The organism is Petralouisia muris (assembly GCF_004793545.1).
Classification (GTDB): domain Bacteria; phylum Bacillota; class Clostridia; order Lachnospirales; family Lachnospiraceae; genus Petralouisia; species Petralouisia muris.
In genome coordinates this window covers 1-16,279 of sequence record NZ_SRYA01000088.1, presented here as the reverse complement: position 1 = coordinate 16,279, position 16,279 = coordinate 1, and the positions used below count along the sequence as shown (strand labels likewise).

Sequence of the window (16,279 nt, the reverse complement as noted above, 5' to 3'; positions counted from 1 at the left end):
AAATAGAATCCAATGTACTCTGAGAGTATAAGTATAAATTTAAGCGTCAGAGCTGGGTTGTTATAAAAACGGTTGTGCCCTTTTTTTGTTCCTCCTCGATAATCTTCCGGAATAAAACTGCGCCAGAAGGATCTAAGCCACTGATTGGTTCATCCAAAAACAGCAGTCTGGGACTACTGATCAATGCCCGCGCCATACTGACGCGCTGGCGCATCCCTTTTGAGTAGGAAGCGACCGGCTTTTTCAGAAAATCACGTTTGAACTCTAATCTCTCCAACAGCTCTTCTGGATCTTGAACTTGCTCTTTGGGATAGAAGGATGAAAAATATTTTAAATTGTCTATTGCGCTTAAATTAGCATACAGATAAGGAAATTCAAACAGGACGCCAATTCGCTGAAAGAAATCCTGCGCATGGACAGTGGAGATATCCTGACCAAACAGTGAAACTGTTCCGCCATGCCCCTTCAGGATTCCGGTCAGGATTTTTTGCGTTGTTGATTTGCCAGAACCGTTTGGACCCAGAAAACCGAAGATTTCACCCTTGTTTACAATGAAATTCAGTCCATGAAGCGCTTGGTTGTCTTTCCCATATGAAAATGTCAGATCTTTAACATCAATCATTCATCATCGCCCCACTTTCCACGTTGGTTCTTTTTCTTTTCCGACTGGCGGGTTTCCCACCATTTCATAAACTTTATTTTCAGCGGAATCGTAATAATTAATGCCGCTACAACAACCAGCCACCAATACCATTCCAAACCTAAAAACATAATTTTGTTCCTCCTTTTTAATTTGATGACGCCAGTTTATAAAAATGAAGTGAAATGGAAGTGCGGTAGCTGTGAAATCGGTGTGAAATTGAAAGCCCTGCCTTCAAGATGGAAGACAGGGAAAATGGAATTCTATTATTTTACAATGGGAAACTCAAAGAAAAATTCAACTCCGTGTTCTACACAGCGCGCACCGTATGGTACGTTGTATATCGAAAGCACCTGGGCGACAATTGCAAGCCCCAGCCCAGAACCTTTTGAGGATTGGTTCTGACGCCGGTAGAATTTCCCCCATAATTTGGTAAGCTCATCTACCGGAATTGGCTTGCACTGGTTGAATATACTGAAACACAGGCGTTCTTGTCCACATATTACCGACAATCGGATTTCGCCGTTTGTGTCTGCATACTTTTTTGCATTTCCAATCAGGTTGTTAACCACTTGTTCCATACGCTGGCGGTCAGCCAGTATAAAAACCTTGTCCTCTGGAAGTTCATAGTGGAATACATAATTTGTTTCTGGCGTATCAAGCAACAGGCGTCCAGCAACTGTTTCCACAAGTTCTATAAAGTCAAAACGCTCCTTTGCTAACTTGGCGACGCCAGATTCTAATGCCGAGAGATCCAAAAGCGAAATAATTAAATCGTCCATACGTTCTATGGCATCCAGGATTGCATTCATGTATTGTTGTCTTTTTTCCGAATCTATTTCCCCATCCAATCCTTCCGTATAGGCCCGGATCAGCCCCAGGGGAGTCTTCATCTCGTGAGATAGACGGTCTACCAGTTCTCTTCTTTCATGTAGTAAGATCCGTTCATGTGCAACATCTTTCTCTAGTTGGGAATTCGCCGCCTCCAGTTTATCCAACGCTTCCTGTAGGTTGGATGACATAGTATTCAGGCTCTTAGATAATTCACCAAACTCATCCTTCGTTTGGATGTCGCAGTGGGCAGAAAAATCCAATTCTGCCATTTGCTTGGCGGTGTCGTTGATTTTGTGCAGTGGTTTTGAAATCAGCCTGCCTAAAAGACAGTCAACTCCAATGATAACAGCGATCAGGAGGGTGAACCAGATCCAGAAGCTTGCATTGCGACTCATTGGAAGGTCCTCAGTTACAAGGTAAAACAATACCAGCATCCCACCGGCAAGTTTGGAAAGGATCATCGTTTTTTTGCGCACAGAATAGAGATTGTAAATCTTTTCCTTCTTATTCATAACTACACCTCAAACTTGTATCCGGAACGGATTAGTGTTACAATGCGTCGGCTTTCACTACCAAGCTTTTGGCGCAGTGTTTTGATATGTGTATCAACAGTACGGGTATTCCCTTCAAAATCATAGCCCCAAATACGGTTAAGAAGCTGCTCACGGGAAAACACCTGATTTTTATTTTGCATAAAAAGTGTAACAATTCAAATTCCTTATGCGTTAATTCAATTTCGGCGCCATTTACCGAAACAGCACGAGAATAGGGGAGCAATGATATACCGCCTGCTTGTATGACTTCTTGAGGTATCCCACCGGAACGTCGGAGAAGAGCATTGACTTTTGCAAGCAGTATTTTGGGGCTGAATGGTTTGGTTACATAGTCATCTGCACCATACCCATATCCTCTTAGCTTATCTTCTTCCGTGCCTTTTGCAGTCAGAAACAGAATGGGGAGATCGGACATTTCCCTTGCCATTCGGCAGACCGAAAAACCATCCAGATGAGGCATCATAATATCTAAAATGGCTAAATCCAAAGAATTGTTTTTTAATATGGAAATAGCATCTATGCCGTCGTCAGCAGTAATACAGGTATGGCCGCCACGTTTCATATAATCAGCAATAATAGTCTGCATTCCTTTTTCATCTTCTGCAATCAAAATAATTGCCACGCGCCCACCTCATTTCGTTTTAATTAAAATGTTATCATAATTTAATTTCAAAAGAGAATGCCAGCCATTTGGAACCATAAGTATCCAGATAAAACCGATTGCCATACTCATTCTGAACAAATCGGTCTTTTACCTGATACCATCCCCGCAGTTCCCTTCTTAAATCTGAGTCTGGGAAAATTGGCTCCAGCCAGATTTCTTTTTGCATGCTGATTTCAGAACGGGACAGCGGCGGTTCTTTCGGAGGTTCTGCTTCGGAAAACGGAGGAGCAAATATAAACAATTCACCAATAATATCGGAAAACGGCAAGGTATGGCCGTCAGGAAAAGTCAGCAGTTTATCTGCGGCATTCACCAGCAGCCATCCATATGTGGCAGACCATACCGGTCTGCCATGAAAAGCCGGCAATGCCTGTAGTGAAATTGGCTGCTTGAAATCCTGAGTTTGCATATCAGAGCGTCCCAACAAAAAATCGGTTGTGACACCATATAGGTCAGCCATATTTTCAAGCCCATCTATCGAGGGAGATTTCCGTTCGCCCTCCCATGCACTGAGTGTCGGTTGGGAAACGCCAAGTTTTTCAGCAGCCTCGATTACTTTTAATTTATTGATTTGTCTTGCTGTTTTGAATTGCCTTGGCATCCGTTGGCCTCCTTTACTTCCCATTTTTGATTTGCCAATGCCCTTTCGTATCAGATCCGACCCGTTGGAGGACACCTTTATCTTTAAGGGATTTAATTCTTGAAGAGATTGTTTTTCGGCTCACGCCCAGTTTTCTGCCTTTGACTCTGACAGAACGCTCTCGTCAATTCTTCCCTTTTTTGCGGCCAGGGTTTTGAATTTCTGGACCAGGGCATCATCAATATCGTCAATGGTAAAACCGGGCAGAGGCATATTATCCCAGGAAGCGCCCCGTTTGCGGAGAATGAAGCTTTCCAGTTCAGGACCGGAGAGCGTTTGCATAGTGCTTCCGCTGCGGTAATAGTAAACGCCTTTGCAGGAAATAGCAACAGGATAGGGCGGAACTACAATTTCGATATATTCTTTTCCATCTTCCACTAACCGGTTTACATCTACAACTATGCTCATGGCATTGCGGACCTTATTGGGAATGTCCTCTAAAAGCTTCCGGGTATTGTCAAGCCCTATAATATGCCTGTTATCATCACATCCAATATAAATCCTTCCGCCCTGGGCATTGGCAAAACCGCAGATCCATTCAAGATAATCATCTCGCCATTTTGATTTCCATTCTATATTCTGATTTTCAGGCATTGCTTTGTTCCTCGCATTTCTTGATATATTTTCCGCTCTTAATTCGTGCGTCAGCAGGTTTTTCTGCCGTTTCTGGTATAATCCATGTCTGACCGGCCCTCTGGACGCCTTCGATACGGTTCTCTTTACAAAGGATTGCCACCCGCCGCCTGGAAAGTCCCCATTTTGCGGCAGCTTCACTCGTTGAAATGTATTTCATAGCAGTCGCTCCTTTTTATTCTCTATATTTATTATATTCACAATGGAGAATAATATCAAGAGATTTGCAGAAATTTAGAATATGGCAGCCGAAAACCTGCAGGGGTTTAAATGACAAAGCCAAGAGGTCAGGGATGGTTTACCATTTTTTGTTGTAATCGCAGCTCCTTTTCCGTGTAATATCTGATAGAGAAAGGAGCGTTTGTATGAATAAGAGAATAATTTACGCCATACTCATTTTGATTTTTACAGGGATTTTTGCTTTAGGCGCCTTCCAGATTTATCGGCAGCTCAAGGAATATGAGGAAGGCGACTCAGCCTATACGGATGTCGAACAGTATGTTACGGTGGGTGAAGACGGACAAAAAGATGAGAATCCGTCTGATGAGAATACCAACATCAACTGGCCGGCGGTAGATTTTGCCGCACTGAAAGAAATCAATCCGGATATTGTAGCATGGGTCTATATTGAAGGCACAGAAATCAATTATCCGGTGGTGCAAGGTACAGACAACCAGTATTATCTGAAGCATTTATTCAACGGAAATGGAACAGTTCGGGATGCATCTTCCTGGACAGCCGAAACGTGCCGGATTTCTCAGACCGGCACAGCATAATCTATGGGCACCATATGAAAAACGGTACCATGTTTTCCGGTTTGACGCAATACAAAAAGCAGGAGTTTTATCAGGCACATCCGACCATACTACTAATAATGCCGGAGCCGGATACAAAATTTGAAGCTTGGCTGGAGGCAGCCAGGAGCCGTTCTTGTTTTGAAAGTGATATGATTCCGGCAGTCACAGATCGAATCGTTACGCTTTCTACCTGCAGTTATGAGTTTGATAATGCAAGGTTTGTGTTATTGGGTATCGTTCGATAACTATAAGCGCATTTGCAACAGCAAAAAAAGTCGAGAGGCTTTTTTTGCTGTTTGTTATACTGATATGAGAAAATCAGAAGAAAGAAGGATCCATGATATGTCATATCAAAACAGCATTGTGATACAAGGGTTGTGCCAGAACAACCTGAAAAATATTTCCCTTGAAATCCCGAAAGGAAAAATCGTAGTCTTTACAGGGGTGTCCGGTTCCGGAAAATCCAGCATTGTATTTGACACTATTGCTGCGGAAAGCCAGCGCCAGATGAATGAAACCTATTCTGCCTTTGTCCGGGGCAGGCTGCCCAAGTTCGAAAAGCCAAGGGCAGACAAAATCGAAAACCTGTCTGCCTCCGTTGTGATTGACCAGACCAGCCTGGGCGGAAATGCCCGCTCCACCGTAGGAACCATCAGCGACATGTACGCTGCCCTGCGGCTGCTTTACAGCCGGATAGGCGAACCGCATATCGGCACTCCCTCTTACTTTTCCTTTAACGATCCGAATGGGATGTGTCCGGAATGCTCTGGTATCGGCAAGGTAATGACGCTGGATATTCTGCCGCTGATTGCAGAAGACAAAAGCTTGAATGAGGGTATGGTAGACCTGTCTACTTTTCATGTGGGAAACTGGTACTGGAAACAATATACAGAGAGCGGCCTGTTTGACCTGGATAAAAAATGGAGGGATTATTCAGAGAAAGAGAGGAATCTCTTGCTATATGGTGCAGAGGAGCCCGGTGGAGACCGAGTATCCAAGCAAGTGGAAGGCATCCATAATATGATGAGCCGGCTGCTGCTGAAACGGGACAGCTCTGAAATGGGTGAGACCTCTGCGAAACGGCTGGCAAGCTATGTCCATCCTTCTGAATGTCCGCTTTGCCATGGAAAACGCCTGAATGCGGCTGCACTTTCCTGTAAAGTGGCAGGCTATTCGATTAACGAATTGTGTGAGATGGAATTGACAGAGCTGAGAAACGTGCTGGAGACGATTACAGACTCGAAGGGCAAATCCATCGCAGAAAGCCTGGTGCTCACCCTTACACGCATGATTGATATTGGGCTGCCGTATCTTTCCCTGAACAGGGAGTCCGCAACCTTGTCCGGCGGCGAGGCACAGCGCCTCAAGCTGGTGCGTCATATGGGCAGCGCCCTGACCGGCATGACATATATCTTTGACGAACCAAGCACCGGGATGCATCCCCGCGACGTCCACCGCATGACCAAGCTGCTTTGCAGTCTGCGGGATAAAGGAAACACGGTTTTGGTGGTGGAACATGACAAGGACGTGATCTCCATTGCCGATGAAGTAATTGACATTGGACCGCTGGCAGGCAGAAACGGCGGAGAGGTTCTTTACCAGGGCAGCTATAAAGGACTTTTGGGGTCCGGTACACTGACCGGGAATGCCATGCAGCAGAAAACACCGGTAAAAGCTATGCCAAGAAAACCAAAGGAGTTCCTGCCGGTACGGGATGCAGCCATTCATAACCTGAAAAACATTTCCATTGACATTCCGCTGCATGTGCTGACCGCCGTGACCGGTGTGGCCGGTTCCGGGAAAAGCTCGTTAATCCGGGATGTTTTCGCTGAGAAGTGCGCAGAACAGGTAATTTTCGTAGACCAGTCTCCAGTTACGGCTACAGGACGTTCTACTCCGGCAACCTTTTTGGGATTCTTTGACGAGATACGCAAACGGATGGGCAAGGAAAACGACGTCGGTGCGGCGTTGTTCTCCTTTAACAGCAAAGGCGCCTGTCCGAATTGTAAAGGAAAGGGCGTCATCATCACAGAGCTGGTCTTTATGGACCCGGTGACAACTACCTGTGAAGCCTGCGGCGGCAGCCGTTACAGCGACGAAGCCCTGTCCTACGCCTATCATGGAAAAAATATCGTAGAGATCCTGGATATGAACGCAGGGGAGGCGGAAACATTCTTCTCCGACTGTCCGAAGATCCGCAAGGCGCTTCACGCCATGGTGGAAGTGGGTTTATCCTATCTTTCTTTGGGGCAGCCCCTGTCTACCTTATCCGGCGGAGAGCGTCAGCGTGTGAAGCTGGCGAAATATCTGGATCAGAAGGGTAACATTTATGTGCTGGATGAGCCGACGACAGGCTTACATGCTTCGGATATTAAGAAAGTCATGGAGCTGCTGGACGGCTTTGTAAAGCGCGGCAATACCGTAATTGTAATCGAACACAATATGGATGTGGTAAAGCTTGCGGATTACGTGATTGATATCGGGCCGGACGGCGGCAGTATGGGCGGTGAGATTGTATTTACAGGTACGCCGCAGGAAATGGCAGACCATGCAGATACCATTACCGCAAAATATCTGCGTAAGTCACTGGAAGGCTGAGACAGCAAAAAAAGTCGAGAGGCGTTCCAGTGTTCATGGTAAAATAAGAGATACGGATGGAGGTGAATGAAGTGCAGGAGCAGATGAAAGCGGTACAGCGGATGCAGGAATATATAGAAGAACATCTGGAAGAGGAGATCACACTGGCGAATCTTTCTGAAGTCTCGCTTTTTTCAAGTTGGCATTCCTACCGGCTGTTCAAGAATTATCTGGGAATGACCCCGGCAGAGTATATCCGCCGGCTGCGGCTTTCCTATTCGGCTATGCGGCTGAAAAAGGAGCAATGCCTAGTAATTGATGCAGCTTATGACTGCGGATTTGAAAGCGTGGACGGATACACCCGCGCTTTTTACAAAGAATTCGGATGCAATCCTGGGGAATACGTAAAAGACCCGGTTCCGATCGGATTGTTTATCCCATACGGAGTCAAATTCAGAGAGCTCAGAAAGGATATTGTTGATATGGAAAATTTGCAGAGCGTTTTTGTCCAAGTGATCCGCAAACCGGAGCGCAAGGTGATTATAAAAAGAGGAATCAAAGCGGAGGATTATTTCGACTATTGTGCGGAAGTGAACTGTGAGGTGTGGGGAATTCTGATGAGCATGGATTCCCTGTGCGGTGAGCCGGTCTGCCTCTGGCTTCCGGAAGAATATAAAAAGCCGGGAACATCCACCTATGTACAGGGGGTAGAGGTAGCGCCGGATTATGCCGGTGGAATACCGGAAGGATTTGATATCATTTCCCTGCCCATGGCGGAATATCTGGTGGTACAGGGAGAACCGTTCCAGGAGGAGGACTATTCCCAGGCGATCCTTTCCGTGCAGTATTCCTTAAACCACTATGATCCGTCCGTGATTGGATATGAGTGGGATGACAGTAATCCGCGCATCCAGCTGGAACCGCGCGGTGAGCGCGGATATATTGAAATGCGTGCCATTCAGAAAAGGGGGACAAAATGAGAGAAGAAGCAATCAAGGTAACAAACCTTAGAAAAAGTTATAACGGAAAAGCGGTGGTAGACGGCCTAAACCTATCCGTCAAAACTGGTATGGTATTCGGGCTGCTGGGCGCCAACGGCGCCGGGAAAAGTACGACAATCGAGAGTATTCTGGGTACGAAACAGGCCGATTCCGGAGAAGTTTCGGTATTGGGGTACCATGCGAAAAAGGACCGCAGGAAGCTGTTCCAGGAAGTAGGCGTTCAGTTTCAAGAGGGGGATTACCAGCCGGAGATTAAGGTATTTGAGCTTTGCGAAGAAATCGAATGCCTGTATAAAAACCCTGCAGACTGGAGGCAGCTTTGCGAACGCTTTGGAATTGGAGACAAGCTGAAGAATGCGGTAAAGAGCCTGTCGGGAGGAGAGCGCTAGCGGTTGTTTATTGTGCTGGCTCTGATACCGAATCCCAAACTGGTCTTTCTGGATGAACTGAACACCGGTCTGGATGCCAGGGCGCGCCGCACGGTCTGGAAGATCCTTGAGGATTTGAAGAAACAGGGCCTGACTATTTTCCTGACTTCTCATTTCATGGATGAAGTGGAAGCCCTCTGTGATGAAATCTGCATTTTGAAAAAGGGGGAACCCGTATTCTACGGAACTGTGGAACAGGCAAAATCCGAGAGCGGCTGTGAGAAGTTCGAGGATGCATACTTAAAATATTCGGATGACGAGGAGGGAATCGGCGCATGAGAACCTTTACAAAGCTTTTGAAGACAGAACTGAAACTGAATATCCGGAATATGAACATGGTGATCTTCGCAATTATCATGCCGATAGTTGTGCTGGTCGTCCTTGGCTTTATCTATCAGGCAAAGCCGGCATTTGAAGGCGCGGGCTATACGTTTCTGGAGCAGTCCATGAGTGCGGTATGTACCATTTCCATTTGTGCATGCGGCCTGATGGGATTGCCGTTGGTGGTGTCCGGGTACAGGGAGCGCAAGATTCTGAAACGCTTCCGTGTTACGCCGATCAGCCCGGTGATGCTGCTGGGCGTGGAATTTACCATCTATGTGCTGTATGCACTTGTTTCCATGGTATTGCTCTTTCCGATTGCCGTGCTGTTCTGGGGAGTAACACTCCACGGGAGCTGGCTGGCGTTTATCGGAAGCTGGCTCCTGACAATGGCTTCCACTCTGAGTATCGGCATGATGGTGGGCGGTATTGCGAAAAACGAGAAAATGGCAAGCGTGATTGCCAGTGCGCTGTACTTCCCTATGCTGATATTTTCCGGGGCAACGCTTCCTTTCGAGGTCATGCCGGGGGTTATGCAGAAGATTGTTTCCCTGTTTCCGCTGACCCAGGGAATCCAGCTTATGAAGGCAACCTCTTTGGGGCAGCCGGTAGAGCATATCTGGATTCCGGTTGTGGTTATGATGGCTGTTACCGTGATTTGTACAGGTGTTGCAGTCAAATGCTTTAAGTGGGAATAGCAAAAAATAAAGAATGAATTTTACCGGAAAAAGTAAATCTATTAGGGTTGTTTCATGAAGAAAAATAAATAAGTGGAAGAGCATAGGATTTATCGAGGGTAAAAGCTGCTATACAGAGCAGCTTTTTACTCTCGACTTTTTGTTATTATAGAGGTATAATATCTATAAGTATAGGTATAATATACCTATACTTAAAACAGGATTAGCAGGGTGTTTGAAAGGAGGATATTATGCCAAAAACAGGAAAAACATATCCGGATTGGGTACAGAAGTATCGGACCAGAGGGACTACAGTCAAGAAAAAAGGGGAGAGGTATTACCTTTACAAGCGAACCTCAAGGCGGGTTCCTGGAAAGAAATATCCCCAACCCGTAGATACTTATATCGGAGTGATCACTCCGGAAGGCGTCATTCAATCAGATAAGAAGAAAGTCACACTGACGGATGCATCCGTAAAGGAGTTTGGATTTTCCAGAGCGGTCGAGATCCTTTGCCCACAAAGCTGGAAAGAACCGTTGGGGAAAGAATGGCGGAAAGTTCTTGATTTTGTCATCCTTAAGGAGTCGGCAGAGTCCTACATATCGGCCGAACGTGGATCTGTAGAGGCATTGGATCCGCATATACAGTATGGCGCTCAGAAAAGTTCTCTGATATTTCGGATGCAAAAAGAAACCGGTGCCGATCTGAAGGATTTAAAACGTCTTTCCACAATATATTTGATTTATATGGATGGAAATAAGCTCATATCCAGGATATCGGATGAGCAGCGTGAAATTCTGGAGCGTTTTCATATCAATTTGGAGGTGGACTAAAACAGCGTTTCTGGTCAAACCGTTGGCAGAGTATTTTAGGGAAATGCCGGATCCACGCTGTGCCCGGAAACATAAGCATAGCCATGTGGAGATCCTGCTGTTCATAGCCCTGGGATTCCTGGCGGAAAAAACCTCCCTGCGGCGTATCGTAAAATGGGCAAAAAGGAATCAGGAAAAACTGAAAAAGCACCTGACCCTGGAAAATGGAATCCCTTCGCTTTCCACATTTTCACGGATCGCCTGCGGAATGGACGAGGAACTGCAGTCCCTGGCATTTACGGATTGGATCGGAAATATTTTAGGCACGAAAGGGATCCATATCGTGATTGACGGGAAGGTGCTGAGGGCAGCAACAGAAAAGATAAAGGATAAGAAAGAACCCTATATTTTAAATGCCATGGATGCTGCGACCAATCTGGTGCTCGCACAGGTTCCAATCCCAGAGAAAACAAATGAAATGACGGCAATCCCAAAACTGCTGGAAATACCTGACATCACAGGAAGCGCAGTCACGATAAATGCAATTGGAGCGACCGAAGCCATCCTGCGTATGATAGAGGAGAAAAGCGGATATTTCGTGCAGCAGATTAAAAAGAACTGTCCGGCGACCTATCAGGAGATCCAGAATATTTTTGGGAAACTTGAGAAAGAAAAAGAGGCGGAACCAGAACAGTTTGCAATGGAAAACAAAGGTCGCTACAGCGAATATAGCAGATGTGAAAAGAACAGGGAACGAGTGGAACATCGGGAAGTCAAATGTTACACAAACGATGACGCGATTGGAAAGATACGGAAGGAACTGCCTTTTATATGCAGCATTGCTTCCAGCTGCCAGGTGCGGATACCAAAATAGATCGATGCAGATAGGAATGATGTGACTCCGGATAAGGAAACCTTCTTAAAGCAAGGAAGCAGGAAGCGCCCAAAGCCAACAGAGGGAGACGAGCTTACAGATCAAATACAAAAAGTTGGCATGGTTTCTAATAATGTTTTGACGGCGGAAGAGTTTGCCAGATACAAAAGGGCCCACTGGCGGATTGAAAACTGTCTGCACCATGTCTTGGATGAGGATTTTCTGGAAGATAAGTGTACAGCAAGGAACTCCAAAAATATTTTATCTGTATTACGGAAAACAGCATATAATATCATCCGGCTCATGCAGATCGATGAACCAAAAGACAGGGAACTGGTAATTGATGTGATAGATGAGATAACAGATGATTTTTCCGTTGCGATAAAATGGATCTTTGATCCAATACCAAGTTTTTATTAAACCAGTTTTTTGATTTTTCAATAAATGTAAATGAAACGATAGGGGGACTTTGCGCGCTTTTTTTCGTGGTAATGACTGTTGAAAAACTGAAAAAGTCATACTATAGAGCGAATTTTATCATATGATTCGAAAAACATTCTATAAATCCTTCCTGAAACAACCCTAGACTAATGCTAAAAGCTCTTTACATTCGTTCGTCAATAAGATATAATTGAAGAAAGAATGTAGAGTGCGTGGAGGTGATTTCTGTGGATGAGGTTTATAATAAGATTCAGGCGATGGCTGAAGACGGAAATGGATTTGTAAAAACATCGCAAATTGAAGCGGCGGGAATCAACAGGGCAGTCTTAAAGAAATATGTAGACAGTGGCTTGCTTGAAAGAATTCGGAAAGGGATTTATGCTCCTGCTGACTGTGATATTGATGAGTTTGCTTTGCTTCAGGTGCAATGCTCCAGCCTCATTTTTTCTTATGGGACAGCGCTGTATATCTGGGGATTGACGGACATCATACCACATACATTCGATATTTCAGTCCCTCATGGCGAAAATATTTCAAGACTGCTTCGAGATAATCAAAAAATCAGGGCTCATTATATTATGAAGGAATTCTATAGTCTTGGCATAACGGAAGCACGTTCGCCGCAGGGCGCTATGATTCGTTTATATGACAGAGAGAGATGTCTTTGTGATCTGATGAAAGATAAAAACCAGATAGAAAAGCAGCTTTATGTTCAGTCAATCAAGGATTATTTTAAAAACCGGCCGGATGTCCGCAAATTGCTGAAGTATGGAAAAGCCTTCGGAATTGAAGAAAAAATAAGGACTTACATGGAGGTATTGTAATGAAAACACCAGAACAGCTAAAGGGCGCGATCCGAAATTTTGCGTCAAAGAACAATCTGAGGGCTTTGGATGTGCAGCATATGTTTATGTTTGAACGCATTTTAGAGAGGCTTGCCGTATAGCCTTATGCAAAGAACTTTATCCTCAAAGGCGGTCTGCTGATTTCCTCAATGATTGGAATTGAAGCCAGAACCAAAATGGACATGGACACTACCGTAAGAGGGATACAGCTTGAGGAAGAGGAAATCGTCAAAATCTTTAAGGAGATTCTTGCGATTGATACAGACGATGGGATAACCTTTGAATATCAGTGTATAGAGCCAATCCGTGAAGAGGATGCCTATAATAATTTCCGTATTCATATAGCTGCAAAATATGGGAAGATAAACAGCCCGATGAAGGTGGATGTCACAACCGGAGATAAGATTACCCCGGCAGCCTCTCAATATGATTATCCGTTCATATTTGAGGATAAAACAGTTTCGATTATGGCGTACACCATAGAGACGGTGCTGGCTGAAAAGTATGAAACCATTATTCGCCGGAACATAGGAAATACAAGAGCCAGGGATTTTTATGATCTGCATGTTCTCTATCATGAGCGTAAAGACAGCGTCAGACCGGATATCTTAAAAATGGCGATAGAGCATACTGCTGTCAAAAGAGAATCAATGGATATGCTGAAAGACTGGAAGGATATCATGAGGGATATGCGTGAGGAAACTGCACTTTACAGCCTGTGGCGGAATTACGCAGCGGAAAACAGTTATGCAGAAGGGCTGGAGTTCCATGTGCTTTTGGATACAGTCGAGGAGATTGCAAAGCTGATTGATATAGAATAAAGGAGCGTATAATGAGTGATATAATGAAATTTGCAGGCAGGGAGGAATTTAGAAAGTGGCTTTCTGAGCATTGCCTGTCAAATGATGGCTTTTGCTTTTATTTGGCAAAGCTGGCGGACCGAAAACGATAAAGGCAGCAGAAGCACTTGAAGAGGCTCTCTGCTTTGGTTGGATTGATGGTCAGATGAAAAGTATCGACGATAAAACGTATAAGAAATATTTTTCAATGCGTAGGGAGAAGAGCAAGTGGTCAGAGAAAAATAAAGCATTGGTTAAAACCCTTGAAGAACGGGGACTTATGACCGATTTTGGCAGAAAGAAAATTGAAGAAGCCAAGAAAAACGGTCAGTGTCCATTGTTGGGATTACATCCAATTACAAATTGAGAAATAGCGTATGGAGGTATCATGAAGGGATTTAACCGACAAAATCAATTGTTTTCACTCTGTGGGCTGAATTGCGGCCTTTGCCCCATGTTTTTAAATAAATATTGCCCCGGCTGCGGTGGGGGAGAGGGTAATCAATCGTGCAGAATTGCAAAGTGCAGCATGGAACATACCGGCATAGAATACTGCTTTCAGTGCAGTGAATACCCATGCCCCAAATATGAACATATTGACGATTTTGATTCTTTTATAACACATTTCCACAGAAGGGCTGATCTGGAGAAAGCCAAAGAGTCGGGAATTGAAGTCTACAATGCGGAACAGATAGAAAAGGCGGCAATATTGAACGTTCTCCTGTCGGAGTATAATGCTGGTCGCCAAAAGACCATGTTTTGTGTTGCGGTCAACCTGTTGGGCATGCAGGAGCTTCGCGAAGTGATAAAGGAAATTAAAAAGAAGAAGGACGATATGGAAACATGGACGCTCAAAGAAAAAAGTGCTTTTGTAGTGGGATTGCTTCAGGAGGCAGCGGCAAAGAAAAACATTGATTTGAAGCTGCGTAAGAAAAAGAGAGGCTAAGGCAAGCTAGACGAGATAAGGGGTACTAAAAAGTTTGACAGGAGTAATGGTATGAAGTATGTATGTACAGTGATATCGGTAGCGGATATAAAAGCTGCAAGAAAGTTCTATGAAGATTTATTTAGCCTGGAGGTTTATCAGGATTACGGAAGAAACATTGCTTTTACATGCGGCTTGGCATTGCAGCAGGATTTTGACTGGCTTGTGAATCTGCCGAAGGAAAAGATATTAAAAAAATCCAACAATGCAGAAATTGTTTTTGAAGAACAGGATTTTGATGGTTTTCTGAGTAAGCTGAAAGAGTATTCAAACATTGAATGTTTGGGAGAAGTAATTGAGCATAGCTGGGGACAGCGGGTGATACGGTTCTACGATTTGGACGGACATATCATTGAGGTTGGCGAGGATATGAAAATGGTGATAAAGCGTTTTCTTGCTACCGGCATGACGATGGAGGAAGTCTCTGTGAAGATGGATGCTTCCGTGGAGGACTTGACAAGGCTTTTGAATAGTTAATGTGCGGTAGGCGAATAAACAAATCGGGGGTTGCAGAAGGGAAATTACAGCATGGAAATAATAGCATATGAAATGAAATATGTAAAAGATGATATTGAAAAAAGCAATATCTTGTGTATTCCTTTTGAGCAAAAGTATTTTCAACAATACATGAAAATATATAATACTTGCTTTTATGAAATGCGAAAATCTCTTGCTATTGAGCCGTATAATTTTTTGAATGATTATAAACAAGTTCGTGAAAAAAGTAAGGATATTTTCTTGCTTGTAAGTGGGGAAGAAATTATTGGTTCTATTGCCTGTTATGGAAACGAAATAGACGATTTGATTGTCAATAAGGAATTTCAAAATAGGGGATATGGAAAACAACTTTTATTATGGGGAATGAACCATATTCGCCAAACCAGTAATGAGCCTATTTTGTTACATGTTGCTAAATGGAATGATAAAGCTTTCATGCTGTACAAAAAAGTAGGATTTGTTCTCACAAATACCGTGAGAGTACGTTAAATTACAGTTTGTGGAGGAGATAGTATGCTTGAAAATAAACCATCTCAATCAATTATGACTGAATTACTTGGACAATCCTTGTATGAAGTTTGGCAAGCATTATGTACGGCTATTAATAAAAAATATGATATGGAACAGTTATGGAATACTGGTGGTAAGAATTGGACTTACGAGTATAAGTATCGCAGAGGTGGAAAGACCCTTTGTAGTTTATATGAAATTATTGGCTATCAAAAGAAAACCCAACCGAAAATAACAATTTCAGTTTTTGCTCTGTTTCTAAAGAGCATTTTATAAAAAGTGTAGTGAGTTAAGGCAAGATAAACCGAAGTGGTCTGTCTTGCCTTTCAATTTGTTATGGTATACGGCCCTTATGGTGGCATCTTTTTTATATTTCCAGGAAGGAGGAAAAATAGAGATGAATGTTATTTGTTTTTTTGCAGGACTCCTCATAGGCAGTATATTTGGGGTGGTATTTATGTGCCAGTTACAGATAAACCGGCACAATCATGAAGATAAGAAGCAGTAAAACCTGCGCTTTCGTTTCGGACAGATTGACTATTGTGATGAATTCTGCTATAATACATATATCAGTATCAAGTTTGGTTTCAGCCAAAAACAGTTTAACAGAGTTATCACAGTGTCATTTGCATTTAGCAGATGGCACTTTTTTTGCTTTATAGGAAATTGCGATTTTTGAGGAGAGAAAAAGAACAAGAGTTTACCGAAC

At 43.9% G+C, this 16,279-nt stretch carries 20 protein-coding genes and 5 pseudogenes; 18 read left to right on the top strand and 7 right to left on the bottom strand.

Annotated elements, in window-relative coordinates; translation table 11 throughout:
- Window positions 1-55 precede the first annotated feature (55 nt).
- From E5329_RS24815 to E5329_RS24785, 7 genes and pseudogenes are all read right to left on the bottom strand, one after another.
- Window positions 56-622, bottom strand: a pseudogene (locus E5329_RS24815) (ABC transporter ATP-binding protein); the annotation flags it as partial.
- Window positions 619-771 (bottom strand): hypothetical protein, encoded by a 153-nt coding sequence (locus tag E5329_RS30060; RefSeq protein ID WP_168356760.1) that lies wholly within the window; start codon window positions 769-771, stop codon window positions 619-621. The pseudogene E5329_RS24815 and the gene E5329_RS30060, both read right to left, overlap by 4 nt.
- A 135-nt stretch (window positions 772-906) precedes the next feature.
- Window positions 907-1,986, bottom strand: coding sequence for a HAMP domain-containing sensor histidine kinase (locus E5329_RS24810; RefSeq protein WP_135991946.1), 1,080 nt, complete (start codon window positions 1,984-1,986; stop codon window positions 907-909).
- Window positions 1,987-1,988: 2 nt separating this feature from the next.
- Window positions 1,989-2,650: pseudogene (locus E5329_RS32685) on the bottom strand (response regulator transcription factor).
- 34 nt (window positions 2,651-2,684) lie between these two features.
- Window positions 2,685-3,293, bottom strand: a complete 609-nt coding sequence (locus tag E5329_RS24800; protein WP_168356759.1) for a helix-turn-helix domain-containing protein — start codon at window positions 3,291-3,293, stop codon at window positions 2,685-2,687.
- Between the two features lie 120 nt (window positions 3,294-3,413).
- A complete protein-coding gene (locus tag E5329_RS24790; RefSeq protein WP_135991944.1) occupies window positions 3,414-3,926 on the bottom strand; it encodes an AlbA family DNA-binding domain-containing protein in 513 nt (170 codons plus the stop codon).
- Window positions 3,919-4,125: a DNA-binding protein gene (locus tag E5329_RS24785; protein WP_135991943.1), complete on the bottom strand. Its 207-nt coding sequence runs from the start codon at window positions 4,123-4,125 to the stop codon at window positions 3,919-3,921. Before E5329_RS24785 ends, E5329_RS24790 begins: the two co-directional genes overlap by 8 nt.
- A 205-nt stretch (window positions 4,126-4,330) precedes the next feature.
- Here E5329_RS24785 and E5329_RS31085 point away from each other — a divergent pair, with 205 nt between their 5' ends.
- From E5329_RS31085 to E5329_RS32680, 18 genes and pseudogenes are all read left to right on the top strand, one after another.
- Window positions 4,331-4,741 (top strand): sortase family protein, encoded by a 411-nt coding sequence (locus E5329_RS31085; protein WP_275443705.1) that lies wholly within the window; start codon window positions 4,331-4,333, stop codon window positions 4,739-4,741.
- Complete coding sequence (locus E5329_RS31080) at window positions 4,660-5,007, top strand: class B sortase (RefSeq protein ID WP_330572337.1); 348 nt, start codon at window positions 4,660-4,662, stop codon at window positions 5,005-5,007. Before E5329_RS31085 ends, E5329_RS31080 begins: the two co-directional genes overlap by 82 nt.
- Window positions 5,008-5,104: 97 nt before the next feature.
- Complete coding sequence (locus E5329_RS24775; RefSeq protein ID WP_135991942.1) at window positions 5,105-7,360, top strand: ATP-binding cassette domain-containing protein; 2,256 nt, start codon at window positions 5,105-5,107, stop codon at window positions 7,358-7,360.
- Window positions 7,361-7,416: 56 nt separating this feature from the next.
- Window positions 7,417-8,319: a helix-turn-helix transcriptional regulator gene (locus E5329_RS24770; protein WP_135991941.1), complete on the top strand. Its 903-nt coding sequence runs from the start codon at window positions 7,417-7,419 to the stop codon at window positions 8,317-8,319.
- Window positions 8,316-9,047 (top strand): annotated as a pseudogene (locus E5329_RS32320) (ABC transporter ATP-binding protein). Before E5329_RS24770 ends, E5329_RS32320 begins: the two are co-directional and overlap by 4 nt.
- The gene (locus E5329_RS24760; protein WP_135991940.1) at window positions 9,044-9,787 is read left to right on the top strand and encodes an ABC transporter permease; all 744 of its coding nucleotides are present in this window, start codon (window positions 9,044-9,046) and stop codon (window positions 9,785-9,787) included. The pseudogene E5329_RS32320 and the gene E5329_RS24760 overlap by 4 nt, the downstream one beginning before the upstream one ends.
- 230 nt (window positions 9,788-10,017) lie before the next feature.
- Window positions 10,018-10,599 carry a hypothetical protein gene (locus tag E5329_RS24755; protein ID WP_135991939.1) on the top strand — a complete coding sequence of 194 codons (582 nt, stop codon included), beginning with the start codon at window positions 10,018-10,020 and terminating at the stop codon, window positions 10,597-10,599.
- A complete protein-coding gene (locus tag E5329_RS24750; RefSeq protein WP_168356758.1) occupies window positions 10,547-11,452 on the top strand; it encodes an ISAs1 family transposase in 906 nt (301 codons plus the stop codon). The genes E5329_RS24755 and E5329_RS24750 overlap by 53 nt, the downstream gene beginning before the upstream one ends.
- Window positions 11,453-11,473: 21 nt before the next feature.
- Entirely contained in the window at window positions 11,474-11,872 is a 399-nt protein-coding gene (locus E5329_RS24745; RefSeq protein WP_135991937.1) for a transposase, read from the top strand.
- Between the two features lie 248 nt (window positions 11,873-12,120).
- The gene (locus tag E5329_RS24740) at window positions 12,121-12,717 is read left to right on the top strand and encodes a type IV toxin-antitoxin system AbiEi family antitoxin domain-containing protein (RefSeq protein WP_135991936.1); all 597 of its coding nucleotides are present in this window, start codon (window positions 12,121-12,123) and stop codon (window positions 12,715-12,717) included.
- On the top strand, window positions 12,717-12,839 hold the full coding sequence (locus E5329_RS31075) for a hypothetical protein (protein ID WP_275443703.1): 123 nt from the start codon (window positions 12,717-12,719) through the stop codon (window positions 12,837-12,839). Before E5329_RS24740 ends, E5329_RS31075 begins: the two co-directional genes overlap by 1 nt.
- A gap of 15 nt (window positions 12,840-12,854) precedes the next feature.
- A pseudogene (locus E5329_RS24735) lies at window positions 12,855-13,559 on the top strand (nucleotidyl transferase AbiEii/AbiGii toxin family protein); the annotation flags it as partial.
- A gap of 11 nt (window positions 13,560-13,570) precedes the next feature.
- A pseudogene (locus E5329_RS24730) lies at window positions 13,571-13,908 on the top strand (YdeI/OmpD-associated family protein); the annotation flags it as partial.
- A 57-nt stretch (window positions 13,909-13,965) separates the two neighbouring features.
- Window positions 13,966-14,523 (top strand): DUF3795 domain-containing protein, encoded by a 558-nt coding sequence (locus E5329_RS24725; RefSeq protein ID WP_135991935.1) that lies wholly within the window; start codon window positions 13,966-13,968, stop codon window positions 14,521-14,523.
- A gap of 51 nt (window positions 14,524-14,574) precedes the next feature.
- Window positions 14,575-15,039, top strand: coding sequence for a VOC family protein (locus E5329_RS24720; RefSeq protein WP_135991934.1), 465 nt, complete (start codon window positions 14,575-14,577; stop codon window positions 15,037-15,039).
- 51 nt (window positions 15,040-15,090) lie between these two features.
- Window positions 15,091-15,549: a GNAT family N-acetyltransferase gene (locus tag E5329_RS24715; protein WP_135991933.1), complete on the top strand. Its 459-nt coding sequence runs from the start codon at window positions 15,091-15,093 to the stop codon at window positions 15,547-15,549.
- A 24-nt stretch (window positions 15,550-15,573) separates the two neighbouring features.
- The gene (locus tag E5329_RS24710; RefSeq protein WP_135991932.1) at window positions 15,574-15,846 is read left to right on the top strand and encodes a DUF3788 family protein; all 273 of its coding nucleotides are present in this window, start codon (window positions 15,574-15,576) and stop codon (window positions 15,844-15,846) included.
- Between the two features lie 76 nt (window positions 15,847-15,922).
- Window positions 15,923-16,078: a DUF3789 domain-containing protein gene (locus E5329_RS32680; RefSeq protein ID WP_408634696.1), complete on the top strand. Its 156-nt coding sequence runs from the start codon at window positions 15,923-15,925 to the stop codon at window positions 16,076-16,078.
- The last annotated feature ends 201 nt before the right edge of the window (window positions 16,079-16,279 follow it).

Bases quoted from the DNA above. Each gene is read 5' to 3' on its own strand.
- E5329_RS30060 (WP_168356760.1), bottom strand. From the start codon at position 771: ATGTTTTTAGGTTTGGAATGGTATTGGTGGCTGGTTGTTGTAGCGGCA.
- E5329_RS24810 (WP_135991946.1), bottom strand. From the start codon at position 1,986: ATGAATAAGAAGGAAAAGATTTACAATCTCTATTCTGTGCGCAAAAAA.
- E5329_RS24800 (WP_168356759.1), bottom strand. From the start codon at position 3,293: ATGCCAAGGCAATTCAAAACAGCAAGACAAATCAATAAATTAAAAGTA.
- E5329_RS24790 (WP_135991944.1), bottom strand. From the start codon at position 3,926: ATGCCTGAAAATCAGAATATAGAATGGAAATCAAAATGGCGAGATGAT.
- E5329_RS24785 (WP_135991943.1), bottom strand. From the start codon at position 4,125: ATGAAATACATTTCAACGAGTGAAGCTGCCGCAAAATGGGGACTTTCC.
- E5329_RS31085 (WP_275443705.1), top strand. From the start codon at position 4,331: ATGAATAAGAGAATAATTTACGCCATACTCATTTTGATTTTTACAGGG.
- E5329_RS24775 (WP_135991942.1), top strand. From the start codon at position 5,105: ATGTCATATCAAAACAGCATTGTGATACAAGGGTTGTGCCAGAACAAC.
- E5329_RS24770 (WP_135991941.1), top strand. From the start codon at position 7,417: ATGGAGGTGAATGAAGTGCAGGAGCAGATGAAAGCGGTACAGCGGATG.
- E5329_RS24760 (WP_135991940.1), top strand. From the start codon at position 9,044: ATGAGAACCTTTACAAAGCTTTTGAAGACAGAACTGAAACTGAATATC.
- E5329_RS24755 (WP_135991939.1), top strand. From the start codon at position 10,018: ATGCCAAAAACAGGAAAAACATATCCGGATTGGGTACAGAAGTATCGG.
- E5329_RS24750 (WP_168356758.1), top strand. From the start codon at position 10,547: ATGAGCAGCGTGAAATTCTGGAGCGTTTTCATATCAATTTGGAGGTGG.
- E5329_RS31075 (WP_275443703.1), top strand. From the start codon at position 12,717: ATGAAAACACCAGAACAGCTAAAGGGCGCGATCCGAAATTTTGCGTCA.
- E5329_RS24725 (WP_135991935.1), top strand. From the start codon at position 13,966: ATGAAGGGATTTAACCGACAAAATCAATTGTTTTCACTCTGTGGGCTG.
- E5329_RS24720 (WP_135991934.1), top strand. From the start codon at position 14,575: ATGAAGTATGTATGTACAGTGATATCGGTAGCGGATATAAAAGCTGCA.
- E5329_RS24715 (WP_135991933.1), top strand. From the start codon at position 15,091: ATGGAAATAATAGCATATGAAATGAAATATGTAAAAGATGATATTGAA.
- E5329_RS24710 (WP_135991932.1), top strand. From the start codon at position 15,574: ATGCTTGAAAATAAACCATCTCAATCAATTATGACTGAATTACTTGGA.
- E5329_RS32680 (WP_408634696.1), top strand. From the start codon at position 15,923: ATGGTGGCATCTTTTTTATATTTCCAGGAAGGAGGAAAAATAGAGATG.